Origin of the sequence: Streptomyces sp. NPDC044984, from assembly GCF_040646935.1 — a bacterium.
Lineage (GTDB): Bacteria > Actinomycetota > Actinomycetes > Streptomycetales > Streptomycetaceae > Streptomyces.
Genome location: NZ_JBEZBE010000002.1, coordinates 1 through 17,136, shown reverse-complemented (window position 1 = coordinate 17,136; position 17,136 = coordinate 1). Strand labels below are relative to the sequence as shown.

Annotated in this window: 16 protein-coding genes and 1 pseudogene; 6 read left to right on the top strand and 11 right to left on the bottom strand. The window is 74.1% G+C overall.

The window, feature by feature from the left end; translation table 11 throughout:
• Positions 1-13: 13 nt before the first annotated feature.
• Positions 14-1,018, bottom strand: coding sequence for a DUF4349 domain-containing protein (locus tag AB0A94_RS02470; protein ID WP_361737621.1), 1,005 nt, complete (start codon positions 1,016-1,018; stop codon positions 14-16).
• 156 nt (positions 1,019-1,174) lie between these two features.
• Between AB0A94_RS02470 and hemG the strand changes: the two genes are divergently transcribed.
• Complete coding sequence (gene hemG / locus AB0A94_RS02465) at positions 1,175-2,632, top strand: protoporphyrinogen oxidase (RefSeq protein ID WP_361737618.1); 1,458 nt, start codon at positions 1,175-1,177, stop codon at positions 2,630-2,632.
• Positions 2,633-2,637: 5 nt separating this feature from the next.
• Entirely contained in the window at positions 2,638-3,369 is a 732-nt protein-coding gene (gene hemQ / locus AB0A94_RS02460; protein ID WP_361737615.1) for a hydrogen peroxide-dependent heme synthase, read from the top strand.
• On the opposite strand, the gene AB0A94_RS02455 is transcribed toward hemQ, so the two are convergent.
• From AB0A94_RS02455 to AB0A94_RS02440, 4 genes are all read right to left on the bottom strand, one after another.
• Positions 3,370-4,989, bottom strand: a complete 1,620-nt coding sequence (locus AB0A94_RS02455; RefSeq protein ID WP_361737611.1) for an alpha/beta hydrolase — start codon at positions 4,987-4,989, stop codon at positions 3,370-3,372. It lies immediately after the preceding gene.
• Positions 4,990-5,078: 89 nt separating this feature from the next.
• Positions 5,079-5,858, bottom strand: coding sequence for a TIGR04222 domain-containing membrane protein (locus AB0A94_RS02450; protein ID WP_361737608.1), 780 nt, complete (start codon positions 5,856-5,858; stop codon positions 5,079-5,081).
• A 107-nt stretch (positions 5,859-5,965) separates the two neighbouring features.
• Positions 5,966-7,276: a DUF692 domain-containing protein gene (locus AB0A94_RS02445; RefSeq protein WP_361737605.1), complete on the bottom strand. Its 1,311-nt coding sequence runs from the start codon at positions 7,274-7,276 to the stop codon at positions 5,966-5,968.
• A gap of 105 nt (positions 7,277-7,381) precedes the next feature.
• Positions 7,382-7,900 (bottom strand): hypothetical protein, encoded by a 519-nt coding sequence (locus AB0A94_RS02440; protein ID WP_361738439.1) that lies wholly within the window; start codon positions 7,898-7,900, stop codon positions 7,382-7,384.
• A 548-nt stretch (positions 7,901-8,448) separates the two neighbouring features.
• Here AB0A94_RS02440 and AB0A94_RS02435 point away from each other — a divergent pair.
• Together AB0A94_RS02435 and AB0A94_RS02430 are read left to right on the top strand one after the other, a co-directional pair.
• Positions 8,449-9,924 carry a glycoside hydrolase family 76 protein gene (locus tag AB0A94_RS02435; RefSeq protein WP_361737602.1) on the top strand — a complete coding sequence of 492 codons (1,476 nt, stop codon included), beginning with the start codon at positions 8,449-8,451 and terminating at the stop codon, positions 9,922-9,924.
• A gap of 314 nt (positions 9,925-10,238) precedes the next feature.
• Positions 10,239-10,823, top strand: coding sequence for a DUF6461 domain-containing protein (locus tag AB0A94_RS02430; RefSeq protein WP_361737599.1), 585 nt, complete (start codon positions 10,239-10,241; stop codon positions 10,821-10,823).
• 160 nt (positions 10,824-10,983) lie between these two features.
• Here the strand turns inward: AB0A94_RS02430 and AB0A94_RS02425 are convergent, their stop codons facing one another.
• The 4 genes from AB0A94_RS02425 to AB0A94_RS02410 form a co-directional block, all read right to left on the bottom strand.
• On the bottom strand, positions 10,984-11,700 hold the full coding sequence (locus AB0A94_RS02425) for a peptidyl-tRNA hydrolase (protein ID WP_361737596.1): 717 nt from the start codon (positions 11,698-11,700) through the stop codon (positions 10,984-10,986).
• Positions 11,701-11,733: 33 nt separating this feature from the next.
• A complete protein-coding gene (locus AB0A94_RS02420; protein ID WP_361737593.1) occupies positions 11,734-11,919 on the bottom strand; it encodes a hypothetical protein in 186 nt (61 codons plus the stop codon).
• Complete coding sequence (locus AB0A94_RS02415) at positions 11,916-12,770, bottom strand: polysaccharide deacetylase family protein (RefSeq protein WP_361737590.1); 855 nt, start codon at positions 12,768-12,770, stop codon at positions 11,916-11,918. The genes AB0A94_RS02420 and AB0A94_RS02415 overlap by 4 nt, the downstream gene beginning before the upstream one ends.
• Positions 12,771-12,872: 102 nt before the next feature.
• Positions 12,873-14,396: an FAD-dependent oxidoreductase gene (locus AB0A94_RS02410; RefSeq protein WP_361737587.1), complete on the bottom strand. Its 1,524-nt coding sequence runs from the start codon at positions 14,394-14,396 to the stop codon at positions 12,873-12,875.
• A gap of 86 nt (positions 14,397-14,482) precedes the next feature.
• On the opposite strand from AB0A94_RS02410, the gene AB0A94_RS02405 reads away from it, so the two are divergent.
• Together AB0A94_RS02405 and AB0A94_RS02400 are read left to right on the top strand one after the other, a co-directional pair.
• Positions 14,483-14,899, top strand: a complete 417-nt coding sequence (locus tag AB0A94_RS02405) for a metalloregulator ArsR/SmtB family transcription factor (protein WP_361737585.1) — start codon at positions 14,483-14,485, stop codon at positions 14,897-14,899.
• Positions 14,896-15,381, top strand: coding sequence for an SRPBCC domain-containing protein (locus tag AB0A94_RS02400; protein ID WP_361737582.1), 486 nt, complete (start codon positions 14,896-14,898; stop codon positions 15,379-15,381). The genes AB0A94_RS02405 and AB0A94_RS02400 overlap by 4 nt, the downstream gene beginning before the upstream one ends.
• A 63-nt stretch (positions 15,382-15,444) precedes the next feature.
• On the opposite strand, the gene AB0A94_RS02395 is transcribed toward AB0A94_RS02400, so the two are convergent.
• Positions 15,445-16,863 (bottom strand): alkaline phosphatase PhoX, encoded by a 1,419-nt coding sequence (locus AB0A94_RS02395; RefSeq protein WP_361737579.1) that lies wholly within the window; start codon positions 16,861-16,863, stop codon positions 15,445-15,447.
• 90 nt (positions 16,864-16,953) lie between these two features.
• Positions 16,954-17,136, bottom strand: a pseudogene (locus AB0A94_RS02390) (slipin family protein); the annotation flags it as partial.

Sequence of the window (17,136 nt, the reverse complement as noted above, 5' to 3'; positions counted from 1 at the left end):
CCGCCCGGGGCCCTCAGGCCTCCCCGTCCCCGTCCCCGTCGGACGCCGGGCGGGGCGCCGACGACGGCACCGGCCGGGCCACCGGCAGCGGGCCGAGGGCGGTCGTCACGGGCGCCGGCTCCGGCCGCCGCGGCAGCCGGGGGCGTACGACCTTCAGCCACAGCAGGACGAGCAGCGCCGCCACCGCCGCGAACGGCAGCACCGCGCCGAACGCCACCGCCAGCCAGCGCAGCATCGTCACGAACGCGTCCCAGCCGCCCGCGAGGGCGTCCGTGAACCCCGGATCGTCGTCCTTCGCCGTCTCCTCCACCGGAGTCTCGGACAGGGACAGGGTGATGGTGGCCAGGCTCGTACGGTCCTTCAGGGACGCCTGCTGGGCGAGCAGGGCCTCCAGGTCGGCCTGGCGGCTGCTCAGCTCGCCCTCCAGGGTGACCACGTCACTGAGCCTGGTCGCCCGGTCCATCAGCTCGCGGATGCGGGCCACGCTGGCCCGCTGGGTCGTGATCCGGCTCTCCACGTCGACCACCTGGTCGGTGACGTCCCGCGCCTTGGCGCTGCGTTCGAGGAGCTTGCCGGTGCCCTCCAGATCGGCGAGGACCTCGTCGTACTTCCCGACGGGCACGCGCAGCACCACGCGCGTGTGCTCGTGGCCCTCCTCGTCCCGGTCGGTGGTCTCGTCACCGACGTAGCCGCCCGCGGTCTCGGTCGTCGTCCGGGCCTCGTCCAGCGCCTTCGGGACGTCCTCGACCCGCACGGTCAGGGAGGCGGTGCGGATGATGTGGTCCGCGGTGGCCTTCGGCGGCGCGGTCGCCCTCGCGCCGTCCGCCGCGCCGCCGGGGGCGCCCTGCTTCGCGTCCTCCTGCGCGGCCTGCCCTTCCGCGGGCGCGACGGCGGCCTTGTCGGCGGCCCCGGACCCGGCGGAGTCGTCCGCGCCGCTGCACCCGCTGACGGCGAGGGCCGCCGCCAGCAGGACCCCGGCCAGGGCGTGGGCGGGACGTACGGATCGTCGTGTGCGCATAAGGGGCTCCCCCGGTGTCGTGACGACTGACGCTCCTTCGACGCGGCAGGGGCGCGGAACGTTGGCGCCGGACGGTCCCGATGCGGTCACGGTAGGGACTCGGCGGGGCCACATGGCCCTGGCGGGAGTGCGGGGGGCGTTTGAGAGGGTGGAGTCATGAGCGGATCACATGCGGGCTCCGGGCAGCACGTCGTCGTCGTCGGAGCGGGAATCGCCGGGCTGGCCGCCGCGCATCGGCTGCGGGAGCACGGGGCGCGGGTCACCGTGCTGGAGGCCTCGGACCGGGTCGGCGGCAAGCTGCTGCCGGGCGAGATCGCGGGCGTGCGCGTCGACCTCGGCGCCGAGTCGCTGCTGGCCCGTCGCCCCGAGGCGGTGGGCCTCGCCCGCGCGGTGGGCCTCGCCGACCGGCTCCAGCCGCCGGCCACCGCCACGGCCTCGCTGTGGACCCGGGGCGCCCTGCACCCCATGCCCAAGGGCCACGTGATGGGCGTGCCCGGCACCGCCGAAGCCCTCGCCGGCGTCCTCTCCGACGAGGGGCTGGCCAGGATCGGGCGCGACGCCGACCTGCCCCGCACCGAGGTCGGCGACGACGTGGCCGTCGGTGAGTACGTGGCGGCGCGCGTCGGCCGCGAGGTCGTCGACCGCCTGGTGGAGCCCCTGCTCGGCGGGGTGTACGCGGGCGACGCGTACCGCATCTCGATGCGCTCGGCGGTCCCGCAGCTCTTCGAGGCCGCCCGCACCCACACCTCCCTCACCGAGGCGGTCCGGGGGATCCAGACCAGGTCCGCCGCCGCGCCGCAGCCGGGCCCCGTCTTCACGGGCATCGCGGGCGGAGTGGGCACCCTTCCGCTCGCGGTCGCCGACGCGCTGCGGGCGGGCGGCACGGAGATCCTCACCGGCACGCCGGTCACGGAGCTGCGCCGGGAACCGCGGGACGGCTGGCGGGTCGTCGCCGGGGACCGCGCCCTGCACGCCGACGCGGTCGTCGTCGCCGTCCCCGCCCCGGCCGCCGCCGGCCTGCTGCGCGCCGAGGCGCCCGGCGCCGCCGCCGAGCTCGCCGGCGTCGAGTACGCCTCCATGGCGCTGATCACCCTCGCCTACCGCCGCGCGGAGACCGCCCTGCCCGAGGGCAGCGGATTCCTCGTGCCGCCCGTCGACGGCCGCACCATCAAGGCGGCCACCTTCGCCTCCGCCAAATGGGGCTGGATCGCCGAGGAGAACCCGGACCTGGTCGTCCTGCGCGCCTCCGTGGGCCGCCACGGGGAGACGGAGATCCTCGACCGCGACGACGCCGGCCTCGTGGAGGTCTCCCGGCACGACCTGTCGGCCGCCGTCGGCCTGGACGCCGCCCCGGTCGCCACCCGCGTCACCCGCTGGCAGGACGGCCTGCCCCAGTACCCCGTCGGCCACCACGCGCGCGTGGCCCGCGTCCGCGAGCACCTCGCGGGCCTCGCCGGGCTCGCCGTGTGCGGCGCGGCCTACGACGGCGTCGGCGTCCCCGCGTGCATCGCGAGCGCGTACGCCGCCGCCGACCAGATCCACGGTGACCTGCGCGCTGTGCAGCAGCTCACCGCCCACCCGGTGCAGAGCCTCCACGGAGGAGCAGGAGAATGAGGGACATGAGTGACGACGCCACCACCCCCGCCCCCGACCGGATCCCGAACAAGGGCAAGCTGGCCAAGGACCTCAACGAGGTCATCCGCTACACCCTCTGGTCCGTCTTCAAACTGAAGGACGTCCTGCCGGAGGACCGCGCCGGGTACGCCGACGAGGTCCAGGAACTGTTCGACCAGCTCGCCGCCAAGGACGTCACGGTCCGCGGCACCTACGACCTGTCGGGCCTGCGCGCGGACGCCGACCTCATGATCTGGTGGCACGCCGAGACGGCCGACCAGCTCCAGGAGGCGTACAACCTGTTCCGCCGCACCAGGCTGGGCCGCGCCCTCGAGCCGGTCTGGTCGAACATGGCGCTGCACCGGCCCGCCGAGTTCAACCGGTCGCACATCCCGGCGTTCCTCGCCGACGAGACGCCCCGCGACTACGTGAGCGTCTACCCCTTCGTGCGCTCCTACGACTGGTACCTGCTGCCCGACGAGGACCGCCGGCGCATGCTCGCCGACCACGGCAAGATGGCCCGCGGCTACCCCGACGTGCGCGCCAACACGGTCGCCTCGTTCTCCCTCGGCGACTACGAGTGGATCCTCGCCTTCGAGGCCGACGAGCTGCACCGGATCGTCGACCTCATGCGCCACCTGCGCGGCTCGGAGGCCCGGCTGCACGTCCGCGAGGAGGTCCCGTTCTACACGGGCCGCCGCAAGGACGTCGCGGAACTGGTCGCGGGCCTGGCCTGATCAGACGGCGGGCCGGGCCGCAGCGGCCCGCGGGCCCGCCGGAGCCGACGCCGGCTTCGGCTCGGGTTCCGGGTGCGGTGCGCAGGAGGCACGCCGCCCCGGGACCCGGCCGTCCAGCAGGTACGCCTCCAGGTGGCCGTGCACACAGGCGTTGGACCCGCCCGCGAGGCCGTGGCTGCCGGCGTCCCGCTCGGTCACCAGCGCCGACCCCGCCAGCCGCCGGTGCAGCTCCAGGGCCCCGTCGTACGGGGCGGCCGCGTCCCGCTCCGCCGCCAGGATCAGCGTCGGCGGCAGCGCGCCGCTGCCCGCGCGCACGTCCAGCGGCCGCTGCCGGGGCGCCCGCCAGTAGGCGCAGGGCAGGTTGGTCCACACATTGGCCCAGGTCTCGAAGGGCGCCCGGCGCGCGAGCCGGGTGTTGTCCCGGTCCCACACCGCCCAGTCCGTCGGCCAGGGCGCGTCGTTGCACTCCACGGCGAGGTACACCGCCCGCGCGTTCTCCGCCTCCGCCGCCGCCTCCGGATACTCCCGGGCCTGCTCGACCAGCGGGGCGGGATCGCCCTTCAGGTACGCCGACAGCGCGTGCGCCCGGTGCGGCCAGTGGTCGTCGTAGTACCCGGCCTTCAGGAACGCGGCCTGCAACTGTCCGGGCCCGACCTTTCCGCCCGCCGGCTCCTTCGCCAGCCGCGCCCGGGCCCTGTCGTAACTCTCCTGCACCTCGCGCGCCGTGTTCCCCAGCCCGTACACGGCGTCGTGCCGGGCGGCCCAGGCCCGGAAGTCCGCCCAGCGGTCCTCGAACGCCGCCGACTGGTCCAGGTTGTTGCGGTACCAGATCCGCTCCGGGTCCGGGTTCACCGCCGAGTCGAACACCATCCGCCGCACGTGCGAGGGGAACAGCGTGGCGTACAGCGCCCCGAAGTACGTGCCGTACGACGACCCGAGGAACGTCAGCCGGTTCTCGCCGAGCGCGGCGCGCAGGACGTCCAGGTCACGGGCGTTGTTGAGCGAGTTGTAGTGCCGCAGCGCGTCGCCGGTCCGCTCGGCGCAGCCCCGCGCGTACGCCTCGGCCCGCGCGACGCGCTCCCGCTTGTACGCCGCCGAGGGGTGGACGGGCGCCTTCGAGGGGCCCTCGAAGAACGTCCCCGGGTCCGTGCAGGACAGCGGTGCCGAACGGCCCACCCCGCGCGGGGCGTAGCCGACGAGGTCGTACGCCGCCGCGAGGCGCTTCCACTCGGGCAGCGCGCCCATCATGGGGAAGTACATGCCGGTGGCGCCCGGCCCGCCCGGGTTGTGGACCAGGGAGCCCTGCCGGGGCACCGCGCGCCCGCTGCCGCCGGGGTCCTTCCCGCTGGCCCGGGCGCGGCTGACGGTGAGTGAGATCTGCTCGCCGTCGGGGTGGGCGTAGTCGAGCGGGACGCGCAGCGTGCCGCACCGGACGGTGCCCGGCAGCTCCTGCCCGGCGGGGCACGGGCCGAAGTCGATGCCCTCGGCCGCGGCCCGCGCGGCGGCCGTCGCGGTGCCGCGCAGCTCGGCGGTGGGGGTTCCCGCGCCGGCCGGGGCGGCGGCCAGGGTGGTGAGCAGCAAGGACCCGGCGGCCACATGGACGGCGGCGGCGGTTCTCATCGGCGATCCCTTCGGTGCACGGTGGCGACAAAAGGGATGTTTCGTACATCGGTGGGGCGAGGCAAGCACCGTACGCCGGGGTGTCGGCGTCAATGCCCCCGGGGAGGCGTCCGGTGCGCGAAGGCCGCGCGCAGCTCCGGCTCGCCCACCGCGCGGATGCCGTGCACCGCGACGGACGTGAGATATGAGCGGTCGTCACCGGCGTCGCCGGCGCCGCGGGGCAGGGCACCCAGCAGGCGCTGACCGGCCGGGGAGGCCCAGGGCGAGTACGGGTGGACCTCGAACCGCGCGATGGCCAGACAGCCCAGCGCGAGGACCAGCGGCAGCGCGAACCACAGCGCGACGAGAAGGCGCGGCAGGTCCGACGGGACGGGCATGAGCAGGGCGGCCGCCCCCAGCCCGGCCACGGCCGGCACGGCGAGCCGCACCTGCCGCACCGCCTCGGCGACGGTCGTCCCGGCGCCGTCGGGCACCGCAAGGCCGGCGCCGACCAGCCGCTCGGCGATCCCGCGCACGGCGTCCGCGGTCGCCGCGGCGGCCCGCACCGGCGCGATCGGCGACTGCCCCTGAGGCCCTATCGCCCCTATCACCGACCGCTCCATCTCGTCCCGCCCGCACGGATCGACGACCGTGGCCCAGCCGGTGTGCGCGAGCAGCAGCCGCCGCTGACGGGCCATCGCGACGAGCGTGAGGTCGGCGACCCGCCCGGGACCACCGGACAGGAACGCGGCCTCGTACAGCGTCAGATCGCGCCCCGCCCCCGCGCCGGAGTCGGCCGCGGCGGCACCGCGCACGGCGGCCAGACACAGCCGCAGGCACGCCGTACCGGCGACGGCCCAGGCCAGGAGCAGAAGAGGCACCCAGAACATGAGTTGTTTGTAAGCGCGCGGCCGCGACAACACCATGCCCTGTTCACGATCCGGGACGGAGTGTTGCTGGTATGTGATGTTCCGCTCGGATCGCCGGGCGCCGGCGGTCAGCGCCGCAGCAGTACCCGCCGGGTGGCCCGCGCCAGCCGCACCGCCGGCCTGTGCGACCGCGGCCTCGCCCCCGACCGCTCCAGCCACCACTCCCGCAGCGCACGCCGCGCCGACGCGTCCTCGGGCCGTCCGGCCAGCACGTGCTCGGCGAAGTCCAGCGCGTCCCGCCGGTAGCCGCCCGTCATCGGCTGCGTCTGCGCGTACGCGAGGAAGGCGGCCCGGTAACCGCTCCCGAGGATCACCGGCAGCTCGGGCGCGACCTTGGCGACGACGTCGGCCCGCTTGGCGGCGAGCGCCCGCGCCTGCACCCCCATCCGCACCCGGTCGAACCCCTCCGGTACGGGCGCCTGGGCGACCAGCGCGGACAGCACCGCGGTCTGCGCGAGCGCGAGCCGCTCCCGGGCGGCCTCGGGGGAGCCCCGCCGCGGCTCGGGCCGGACACCCGCGACCGCCGCCGCGCCCGCGCCCGCTTCCCGTCGCCCCGCCCCCTCCTCGACCGCCCGCCGGATCGCCCCCAACTCCCGCTCCATCTCCTCCGCTTCCGGGAAGTTCTCGTCCCGCTCCAGCAGGACGCCGGGAGGGGAGACCCGGGAGGCGAGGTCGGTGAGGACCGCGAGCACGGGCTCCGGAACGGGGTGCGCGTGGCTGTCGTGCCACACGCCGTCCCGCTCGAACCCGCCCGCGACATGGACGTACGCGATGGCCTCCAGGGGCAGTCCGGCGAGCGCCTCGGCCGGGTCCTCGCCCCGGTTGACGTGGTTGGTGTGCAGGTTGGCGACGTCGATGAGGAGCCGTACGCCGGTCCGGTCGGCCAGCTCGTACAGGAACTGTCCCTCGGTCATCTCCTCGCCGGGCCACGAGAACAGCGCGGCGATGTTCTCCACGGCGAGCGGCACGGGCAGCGCGTCCTGCGCGATACGGACGTTCTCGCACAGCACGTCGAGGGCGTCACGGGTGCGCGGCACGGGCAGCAGGTGCCCGGCCTCGATCGGCGACGAGGCGGTCAGCGGTCCGCCCGCCCGGACGAACGCGATGTGCTCGGTGACGAGCGGCGACCGGAGCGTCTCGGCCCGCTCGGCGAGGGCGGCCAGCCGCCCCTCGTCGGGCCGCTCGGCCCCGCCGAGACCCAGCGACACCCCGTGCGGCACGACGGTCACCCCCCGCTCCCGCAACCGCACCAGCGACTCGGGCAGATGCCCGGGGCAGACGTTCTCGGCCACGACCTCGACCCAGTCGATCCCCGGCATGCCCTCGACGGCCTCCGCGATCTCCGGCCGCCACCCGATCCCCGTCCCCAACTGCACCATCGTCCCCTCCTCCACCGGTGTGTCCGGCCCCCGTAGGTGAGAGGGATATGGCCCCCCGGCACACCTCCGAACCGCGCCCGGCCGCCTTCAGAGCAACATTTGAGGTTAGGGGCGCGCGGGCCGGGCGAAGCCGGCGAGCGCGCGGAAGTCGTCCTCCCGGAGCCCGGTCCGCGGATCGACGTGGTGCAGCAGCCCGGTCCCGGGGTGGCGGGCGGCCACATACGCCCGGTCGAGCTCGCCCTGCTCGTCGTCCACCCAGGCGAAGGGCCGCCCGTCGGCGTGCTCCACCAGCGGACCGGTCTTCCAGTGCACCCCGTCGGGCCGCTCCTGGAGCAGGGCATCACCGAAGTCGACGAAGGGCAGCTCGGGCAATCCGAGCCGGGGACCTGTCCACCGATTGGCGTCCCCCATCCAGGTCGTCGCCCAGCACAGCTCGTACCCGAGCCGGAGGAGAGCCGGACCGTGCCCGGGATTGAGCCACACGCGCAACGGCCGCCGCGACGACAACGGCCCCCGGGCCACCGGCACCCTGAGCGTGATGTACCCGGCGGGGCGTCTCTCCGGCTGGGCCGCGTAGGGATTGAGCGGGCCGTCCACGTCGAGGAAGAGCAGCGGTCGGTTCATGGTGTCCTCCTGGTGTCCGTCGGCCTGGTGTCCGTGGGTCGTACGGGCGTGGACCAGCGCTCGGGCGGCCTGGCCGAGCGCGATGGCGCGGGAGCCGGTGGTGAAGCCGGTGAAGGACTGTTCCCAGCTCTCGTCGGGCCAGTGGCAGGTCACCCGGCCCTCGGCGGGCCGGTAGTGGGCGGCGCGGACCGTCCCCAGGCCCTCGTCGTACGCGTAGTGGTACAGCGGCGGCTTCGGCATCGCCGTCGTCACCGATGTCGACGGCGCGAAAGGTCTTCCGTGACCGGCTCGTTCCCCACGCTCCCTCACGGACCTCGGACGAAGTAGCGGCAACCTACCCGACTTCATGAGCAACTCCTTGTCCAGCCAGGCACGTTGACGCCCTCCAAGCTCGGTACTACTTTGCGAGAGCGCTCTCACACCCCCCACATCCGCCGAGCACCCTGCCCCGTGCGCCGGGCCGCCGCCCCCGGTCGAAGGCTCCCGCACACGGCCACACCAGGTGACATCAGGGCAGGAAGGCGCCCCACACAGGGAGCAGTCCGCCCATGAATCCCGTACGGAGATCCCGCCGGTGGCGTTCCGCCGCGGTGCTCGGCCTCGTCCTCGCGCTGTGCGCGCTGCTGCCGCGGACCGCGTCCGCCGGCGACACGGCGAGCGCGGCGGCCGGCATCTGCAACAAGTACTGCGACGGCCGTGACCCCGCCCTCTCCCCGGGCGACCGCACACCCGTCACGGCGACCGTCCACGCGCGGTCGATCGCCCTGCACTTCGACGACGCCGACGCGATGGGCTGGGCCTCCCTCGGCAACGGCGGTCCGGGCGACGAGGTCTGGCTCGACCGCTCCTTCGACGGCGGCCGGACCTGGAGTTCGGGAAGCCGGCTCGGCAACACCGGTGTTCCCCCGGGGCAGCGCGGGTGGCGCACCCTGATGTACAACGTGGACGACTGGGGCGCCCACGGCGTGGGCGCGCTGCGGGCCTGCGGCAAGGCCGGTGACCGCCCCGAGATCGCCTGCACGCCCTGGGCCCGCACCACCTGGAACGCCGGCGACCGGCGCACCGCCGCGGCCACCGGACTGATGACCTTCTACGACTACTCGACGGGCCTGTTCGACACCACCGGCTGGTGGAACTCGGCGAACGCGCTCACGGCCGTCATCGACAACATCCGCGCCTCGGGCACGGGCAGCTACAGGTACGCCGTCGCCCGCACCTACGACCTGAACGTGAACGCGCGGGACGGGCAGTTCCGCAACGACTACATCGACGACACCGGCTGGTGGGGACTGGCCTGGGTGGCCGCCTACGACCTGACCGGCGACAGCCGCTACCTCGCCACCGCCCGCGCGGACGCCGACCACATGGCCGCGTACTGGGACTCCACCTGCGGCGGCGGGGTGTGGTGGAGCACCGCGCGCACGTACAAGAACGCGATCTCGAACTCCCTCTACATCGAACTCAACGCAGCGCTGCACAACCGGATGCCGGGCGAGCGGACCCACCTGGACCGGGCGCGGGCCGGCTGGTCCTGGTTCCGGGGCACGGGCATGGTGAACGGCTCACACCTGGTCAACGACGGCATCGACCTAGGCACCTGCCGCAACAACGGCGACACGGTGTGGTCGTACAACCAGGGCGTGCTCCTCGGCGCCCTGACCGAACTGCACCGGGCCACGGGTGACGCCGCCCTGCTCACCGACGCACGGCGGATCGCCGACGCCGCCACCACCTCGTCCGCCCTCAACACGGCGGACGGCATTCTGCGCGACCCGTGCGAGAACGGCGACTGCGGAGCGGACGGACCGTCGTTCAAGGGGGCGCACGTACGGGGATTGGGCGAGCTCAATGCCGTACTCCCGGACCACCCGTACACCCCCTACCTCCGGCGTCAGGCCGACCGCGCCCACGCGAACGACCGCAACGCCCTCGACCAGTACGGGCTGCGCTGGTACGGGCCGCTCGACAGGGTGGACGCGGCGCGTCAGCAGAGCGCCGTCGACCTGTTCAACGCCGCGCCCTGACCGGCGGGAAGGAAGAGCCGGTGCCGGACCGGACTCACCGCCTCCTCGGACCGATCGCCTGCACCACGAAGAGGGGCGCCCTCCGACTGCGCCGCAGAGGCCGACCGCCGGTCACCCGACAGGGCACCACTTCCGACAGCGGGCTTCCCGATGACAGGGACCACGGGTTGCCCCCTGGTTTCCGGGAGGGGAACGCAGGTCGGAGTGTGCGTGATCCCGCGAACAGGGGCGTCGGTTCCGGGCTTTGCTGACGCCTGGAGCGCGGGCGCGGTCATGCCACGCCCACCCTGTGCCGAATCGGAGGACGCGGAGTGGTGACGACATCTGTGCTGGCCGGCTGTGTGCCCTGGGACCACTTCGGCATCACGTGCGTGCGGGGGCTCTCGCCCGACGAGGTGCTGTCCCGCCTGGATGTCACCGATCAGGCGCCGTACCCGCTGTGCACACCCGACGAGGCGTTCCAGCGGTTCGGGTGGGGCCATGAGACGCCTGCGGCACGGGTGTGTCGCAGCGGGGAGTGGACCTTCCTCCTGGACGTCGACGCACACGGCCGGCTGCTGCAGTCCTCGGTGCTCACCCGTCTGTCGGCAGACGCGGAGGCGGTGTCCGTGTGGCATCTGCTGGCTGGTACGACCCGCATCGCGCATGCCCGCGACGGGGAACTTCTGATCGAACTCGATGCCTGGGCGCAGCATCTGACAAAGGGCACGGACCCCTCTCGCGTCAACCGGGCTCTGGATGGTGTCGGGTTCTTCCGAGAAGATGACGACGACCATGACGACTGGGCATGGTCGGAGATGGCTCTGGTGGCACTGGAGCGTGAGTTCGGCCTGACGCTTTCACCGGACGTGGCCGGGGGAGCCCTTCCGACGGTCGGCCTCCAGCACCTGCAAGGATGACCGCCCTCGTCGCGGCCCACTCGGCCGGGTGCTCCGGCCCCGGCCCGGCGACCGTACGCACCGCGCGACGCCGGAGCTCAACGGGATACCTGGACGGACGTGCCATGACGTGGTCCCCTCACGGAATCGAGCGGAGTGCTCCGAGTCCGGCGGGGACGCCTCACCGCAACGCCGGATGGTCCGCCACCACCGTGCACGAGCCCGGGGCGATCTCGGTGAAGCCCGCGTCGCGGACCGTGGGGAGGCCGCCGGCCGTCAGGGCGGGCCAGCGGGCGGGGTCGGCGGTGCGGACGGCGAGGGGGAAGCCGGTGGCGTGCCAGGTGGCGCGGGCCTCGTCGGGGAGTCGCCACCAGGCCAGCTGGGCGGCGTGGCCCGCCTGGGCCATGGCCTTGCCGGCCGACATGTCGAGGGCGGGGTTGAGCCACAGGGTGGGGGCCGTCGGGTCCGCCGGCGGTACCGGGTCGGGATCGTCCAGGTCCGTGCCGGAGACCTGGAGGCGGGCCAGGTCCTTGGGCCAGCCGTCCAGGGGGACGGGCGGGAAGACGCGGACCTCCGCCGACTTGCCGGTGACCGTGATCCCCGGGAGGGCCTCCGCGCGGCGCCACTCCGCGCCGCGCGCCCGGCGCACCACCTTGCGGATGCGGGCGTCCTGCCAGTCGCGCATCGCCCGCGCCCACTCGCCCTCGCCGGCCGAGCGCTCGTCGGTCAGTATCACCAGGACCGCGCGGGCCGCCGTCTCCAGCGCGTCCGTACGGGCCGGGGGTGCCGCCCGCTCGATGCGGACCACCAGGGGCAGGACGAACTGGGGTGCCTCGTCGCGGGCGCCCGGGTCGGGGCGGAAGGGGCTGTCGGCGGAAGCCGTTCGGTTGTCGCTCACGGGGACAGTCTGCCAACCCGCGCGGCGGTCCCGTCAGCCCGAGCAGGACGTCCGCTCGGCCTCCCGCCACTCGCAGACCGGGCACAGCGTGATGCCCTTGTACGACTCCGGGTACTCCGTCGGTTCCCGGCACAGCACGCAGTCCGCGTACGGCGGGCCGTCGGCCTTGGGCGGCCGGGTGACGTCGATCAGGCAGTAGTCGTCGTCGGTGTCGCTCATGACTCAAGGGTAGGCCGCCCGGCCCGTCCGTTCGCCGCCGCGATCAGGTCGGAGACCTGCACGAAGCGGTAGCCCTGGCGGCGCAGCTCCGGGACGATCCTCCGTACGGCCCGTTCCGTCGTCGGGGCCGCGCTGCGGGTGCAGTGCAGGACGACCACGGAGCCGGGACGTACGCCGGCGAGGACCTGCTCGGCCACCGCCTCCGCGTCCGTGGCGAACGCGTCGCCGCCGACCACGTCCCACTGCACGGCCGTCACCCCGGCCGGGGTCAGCGCCTTGAGCGCCGCGCGGTCGTAACAGCCGCCGGGGAAGCGGAAGTACGGCTTCGGATCGGGCACGCCCACCTTCCGGAATGCCGCGTACGCCCGTTCCACGTCCGCCCGCATCCGGTCGGCGGAGACGGCCGGCAGGCCGTAGCAGTCGCCGGTGAAGGCGTAGTGGCTGTAGGAGTGGTTGGCGACCTCGAAGAGCGGGTCCCGGCCGATGGAGCGGGCCTGGTCCGGGTACTCCTCGGCCCAGCGGCCCGTCATGAACACCGTGGCCGGCACCTTCAGCGCGCGCAGGGTGGTGATGAGCCGCGGGTGGTCGAAGCGCTCGCCCGCCGCCGCCCTCGGACCCTGGTCGGCGGTCATGTCGGCGTCGAAGGTGAGGGCGACCGTCCGGCCGCCGGTGCGCGGGCCGTTGCGGAAGACCGGGGTCAGGCCGGACGGGCCCGGGGCGAGGGTGGGAGGGACCGAGGGCGCGGAGGGCGCGGGGCGGGGTGCCTGCCGGGCGGGGGGAGAGGCGGCGCAGGCGGCGAGGGCGGTGGCCAGCACGCATACGGCGGCTGCTCGACGTACGGGAGTGATCACCGTATGACGATATGAGCATCTTCATGGCGTTCGTGTTGTTGTATGTCCGGGCTGGGCCCTGCGTCACCCGGGTGGGCGGGCGCCCGCCCCTGCCGCACCGCCTCAGATGTCGCGCCGCTCCAGCGGTCGCGTCGCCGGGCCCTGGACGACCTTGCCGTCCGTGTCGAAGCGGGAGCCGTGGCAGGGGCACTCCCAGGCGCGTTCGGCGGCGTTGAAGTCCACCAGGCAGCCCAGGTGGGTGCAGCGGGCGGAGACGGCGTGCAGGGTGCCGTCGTCGTCGCGGTAGACCGCGAGCCGGCCGCCCTCCGCGCGGACCACGGCCCCCTCGCCCGGCGGTAGCGCCTCCACCGGCGGGGCCGGGCGCAGCCGGTCGCCGACGAAGTGCCGCGCGACCTCGGCCTGGGTCCTGAGGAAGGACGGGGCCTCGCGCAGGGCCGAAGCCAGTCGGCGCGGGTCGTACAGCCCGCTCCACTCGCACTCCCGGCCGGTGATCTGCGCGGTGAGCAGCAGGCCCGCCATCATGCCGCCGCTCATGCCCCAGCCGCCGAAGCCGGTGGCGACGTAGGTGTGCCGGGCGCCCGGGTGCAGCGGGCCGACCAGCGGCACGGTGTCGGTGGGGTCGTTGTCCTGGGTGGCCCAGGTGTAGGTGAGCTCCACGTCGGGGAAGTGCGTGCGGGCCCAGGCGGAGAGGCGGTCGAAGAGGGCGCGGGTGTCGCCCGTGCCCGGCGTGAAGTGCTCGCCGGTGATCACCAGGAGGCGGCGGGTGCCGTCCTCGCCGTAGGGGGCCGTGCGGACCGAGCGGGTGTTCTCCTCGGGGGTGATGTACATGCCGCCCGGGTCCTGGCCGGCGAGGACGGGCCCGGCGACGACCAGTTCGCGGCGCGGGGAGAGGCGGGTGAACAGCAGCGCCCGGTCGAAGACCGGGTAGTGGGTGGCGACCACGACGTCCCGGGCCGTCACCGTCGCCCCGGCCGCCGTCGACAGGCGGCACGGTGTGCCCTCCTCCAGGCCGAGGACGGTGGTGTCCTCGTGGATGCGCCCACCGTGCGCGACGATGTCGTCCGCGAGGGCCAGCAGGTACTTGCGGGGGTGGAACTGCACCTGGTCCGTCACCTCGACGGCGCCCGCCACCGGGAACGGCAGACCGGTCTCCGTCACGAAGGAGGCCGGCAGGCCCGCCTCCCGCGCCGCCGCGGCCTCCGCGCGCAGCTCCTCCACCCGGTCCGCGTCACGGACGTAGGTGTACGCGCTGCGGCGCTCCCACTCGCAGTCGACGCCGAGCTCCTCCACGACCCGGGCGGTGTGCTCGATCGCCTCGGACTGCGAGCGGGCGTACAGACGCGCGCCCTCGGTGCCCCGGGTGCGGCGCAGCTTGTCGTAGACCAGGGTGTGCAGGGCGGTGACCTTGGCCGTGGTGTGCCCGGTGACGCCGGCCGCGACCCGTCCGGCCTCCAGCACCGCGACGCTCTTCCCCGCCCGCGCCAGCTCCCGGGCCGTGCACAGTCCGGCGATGCCCGCGCCGATCACGGCCACGTCGACATCGAGGTCCCCGGTCAGTGCGGGGTGCCGGCCGCCCGGTGCGGTCTGGAGCCAGTACGAGCCGCCTGCCTGCTGCTTCTCCGTCATGCGGCGCCGAGTACCCCGGCGCCGCCGGTTCACCGTCCGGGCGGTCCTCTTGCACGGCGGCCGGCCCGGGACTAACGTACAACCAAATGGTTGTAGATGGGATCGACGAGACCGACGACACCGTGGACCGGCTGTTCCACGCCCTGGCCGACGCGACGCGGCGCGACATCCTCCGCCGCTGCGTCCGGGGTGAGCTGTCCGTGTCACGCCTGGCCGTGGCATACCCGATGAGCTTCGCCGCGGTGCAGAAACACGTCACGGTGCTGGAGCGGGCCGGTCTGGTCACCAAGGAGCGACGCGGACGGGAGCAGCTCGTGCGCACCGATCCCGATGCGGTGGGCCGGGCGCGGCAGGCCCTCGACGAACTGGAGTCGGCGTGGCGGGCCCGGGTGGACCGGATGTCCGGTCTGCTCACGGAGGACGTCACCGGGACCGTCGGCTCCGGGGCCCCGGCCCACGACGAGAACACGGACGAGAACACGACGGAAGGACCGGACGGATGACTGTCACCAGCGTGGACAAGGACGTCGACAAGCTGACGCTCACCCTCGTCGCCGACTTCACCGCTCCCGTGGAGCGGGTGTGGCGGCTGTGGGCCGACCCCCGGCTGCTGGAGCGCTGGTGGGGCCCGCCGGGCTACCCGGCGACCTTCGAGGACCACGACCTGACGCCCGGCGGCGGCGTGAAGTACTTCATGACCGGCCCGGAGGGCGAGAAGTACGGCGGCTGGTGGCGGGTCTCCTCGGTCGCGCCGCCGACCACCCTCGAGTTCACCGACGGCTTCTCCGACCAGGAGGGGAAGCCGAACCCCGAGATGCCGACCACCTCGGTACGGATGACGCTCACCGAGCACGAGGGCGGCACCCGGATGGAACTGCGGTCCGTCTTCGACACCCGGGAGCAGATGGAGCAGCTGGCCGAGATGGGCATGGTGGAGGGGATGAGCCAGGCCGTCGGCCAGATGGACGCGCTTCTGGCGGGCTGAACGCCGTGCCGGGACGGAAGGACGGCGCACCGCCCTTCCGTCCCGGTCGCCGTGCGGTCGCGGCTACCCGCGCCAGGGGCCCGTCACGGCGAACGTCGTGCCGGGGTCGTAGCAGTTGACGTACATCGTGCGGCCGTCCGGGGAGAAGGTGACCCCGGCGAACTCGCCCCACTCCGAGTCCTCGGGGGTGCCGCCCGCCGCGGTAGCGGCTGATGTGATCGCCTGGCGGTTGCGCGCCATCGGGTAGACCTCGCCCCGGCGCGTGACGCCGTAGACGTGCTGGGCGCCTCCGCCGTCCTCGCACACCATCAGGCCGCCACCGGGCGCGAGGCAGATGTTGTCCGGTGACTCGCCGGGCAGCTGGACGCCGGCGTCCGGGCCGAAGACGATCACCAGGGTGAGGTGGCGCCGGTCCGGGTCGTAGCGCCAGATCTGGCCGTGGTGGTCGGCCGCCGAACCCTCGGCGCTGCGGGCGAAGGACGACACGAAGTAGACCGAGCGTCCGCCCCAGTAACAGCCCTCCAGCTTCTGCGCGTGGGTGATGCCCTTCGGGCCGAAGTCCTGGTGGCGGATGGGTGTCTCGGCGGCCCCCGGGTCCGGTACGTCCACCCACTCGATGCCGTCGAAGCGGGCGCCGACGTCCTGGATCGAGGACAGGTCGGGCACCCCGGGCACCCGCATGGCCTGGAGCCGGCCGCCCGCGCGCAGCGAACCGGTGCCGCCCAGGGGTCTCTCCGGCAGGAAGCGGTAGAAGAGGCCGAAGGGCCGTTCGAAGGCGTCCTCGGTCTCGTAGACCACGCCCCGCTTCGGGTCCACGGCGACCGCCTCGTGCTGGAAGCGGCCCATCGCGGTCAGCGGTACGGCGCCCGTGCGGCGCGGGTCGGCGCCGTCGACCTCGAAGATGTAGCCGTGGTCCTCGGCGTAGCCGCTCGTGCCGGCCTTGTCCTCGGTCTCCTCGCAGGTCAGCCAGGTGTTCCAGGGGGTCGGTCCGCCCGCGCAGTTCACGGCCGTACCGGCGATCGCGACCCGTTCCGACAGCACCCGGCCGCGGTGGTCCAGGGTGAGTGCCGTACAGCCGCCCTTGCCCTCCGGGTCGTAGGTCAGGCCGTCGACCACCGGGACCGGGACCCTGCCGGTGGCGCGGTTCTCGTGGTTGCGGACCAGGTGGACACGGCCGTGGCGGCCGGCGAAGGCGGCCATGCCGTCGTGGTTGGAGGGGACCGGCCCCTCGCCGGAGCGCAGCGGGTCGCCCTCGCGGGAGAGGACCTCGTAGCGGAAGCCCTTCGGCAGGTCGAGCAGTCCGTCGGGGTCGGGGACCAGGGGGCCGTAGCCGCTGTGGCCGAGGTCCTGGGCGGCGGCGGTGCCGGTGAAGAGTTCGGAGAGGGCGCCGGTGAAGGCGATGCCGATGCCGAGGGCACCGGAACGGGCGAGCAGCTGACGCCGTGTCGCGGGGGAGTCGGTGGTGGGCCCGGTTTCTGACATGGGGAAACCTTCCTGCTGGCGGACAGGAACTGTGACCCGGTCGTGTCTATCACCTGGTGCGGGTCCCGGGAACCACGCGCGTAGCACGTGTCACGGCCCGGGGCGGGGGCCGTCGGGCTCCGGGCGGGGTTCCGGCGCGTGGCCCGGTGCGGGCTGCTGGGCGCGTTCGAGGAAGCGGAGGAGTTCGACGGGGAAGGGCAGGACGAGGGTGGAGTTCTTCTCGGCGGCGACGGCCACGATGGTCTGCAGCAGGCGCAGTTGGAGGGCGGAGGG